Source organism: Vibrio sp. Vb1554 (assembly GCF_033344235.1).
Genome location: NZ_JAWPOJ010000205.1, coordinates 1 through 1,368 on the forward strand (window position 1 = coordinate 1; position 1,368 = coordinate 1,368).

Genomic DNA, 1,368 nt, shown 5'->3' on the forward strand with positions numbered 1-1,368 from the left:
AATACTGAATTAAACAACAACGGTGAGCGTAAAGACGATTGGCACTTGATGCCTTACGAAACGGGCAAAACGTTCGTGATGGAACCGTACATGTATCCGGTTCGCGGCAAACAAGAACTGATCACGACCATCAGTCAACCAATCAAGTTACGTGGCGAGATCATAGGCTCTCTTGGTTTTGATTTGTCATTGAACGAGTTACAAAGCCAAAGTGAAGATTACGCGAGCGACTTGTTTGATGGACAAGGCCGTATTCTGATTTCTTCGTGGAAAGGCATCACACTGGCAAACAGCAGCCAAGCAGATCAAGTGGGCAAGAAAGTCTCTCATGAATTGGCGTCTCAATGGGCTCGTATTCAATCCATTGCGAAACAAAAAGGCGCAGGCCTTGTGACGTTTGGCGGGGATGAGTATGCGATTACTGCAATTGAAACCAGCGATGCACCTTGGATCGTTATGGTGTCGGTTCCCAGTAGCTTCCTTAAAAAGAACGTGGATGACTACGAGCGATGGAGTGAAGAACAAAGTGCAGAAGCTCTTGAAAAGGGAGTGTGGGCAGGGATTATTGCGGCTCTGATTGGTATTGTTGCGATGACGATGATCGCGACCTCGTTGGGTAAAGTGTTAACTAACTTAGTGGAGCGTTTTAAAGACGCAGCACAAGGCGAGGGCGACCTAACTTACCGCATTGAGGTGAAAGGTAAGGACGAAACCGCCCAACTGGCGCACTGGTTTAATACCTTCCTAGCTCGCATTCAGGAAATGCTTTTAACCGTAATGGCGACGGCAGACCAAGTTGATAAAAACGCAAGTGAAGGCCAAGCTCGCGCGGCGGCTTCGAGAGATCAACTGAACGTTCAAGTGAATGAAGTCAACTCGCTAGCAACGGCGATTAATGAGATGAGCGCAACCGCACAAGAAGTGGCAAATTCTGCGGTACAAGCAGCAGCAGCGGCAAGCCAAGTTCAAAGCAATAGTGCGAATGGCATGTCGCGTATGGACAATGCTGCAAGCGCGGTGGATAACCTTGCTTCGCAAGTGAATGATGCACAGCACCAGACGCAGAATTTGGTGGCTTCAAGCACGGCGATTCAGGGTATTCTGAGTGAGATTGGTGGCATTGCCGATCAAACCAACTTGTTGGCGCTGAACGCTGCGATTGAAGCTGCGCGTGCTGGTGAAGCGGGTCGTGGTTTTGCTGTGGTAGCCGATGAAGTCCGCAACCTTGCAACGCGCACACAAGGCTCGACAGAAGAAATTCGTGCAATGTTGGCTCGTTTGGAGCAAGAAACGCAATCAATCGTCGTGTTGATGGAGCAAAGCCAGAAGCAAGCGGTGGATACCAAAGAAGAAACACAAGCAGCGCAG

1 protein-coding gene is annotated in these 1,368 nt (G+C 49.4%); it reads left to right on the plus strand.

Going from position 1 to position 1,368, the window contains the following annotated elements:
• Positions 1 to 1,368, plus strand: a 1,368-nt coding sequence (locus tag R8N28_RS24980; protein WP_318183636.1) for a methyl-accepting chemotaxis protein, incomplete at both ends; no start/stop codon positions are given.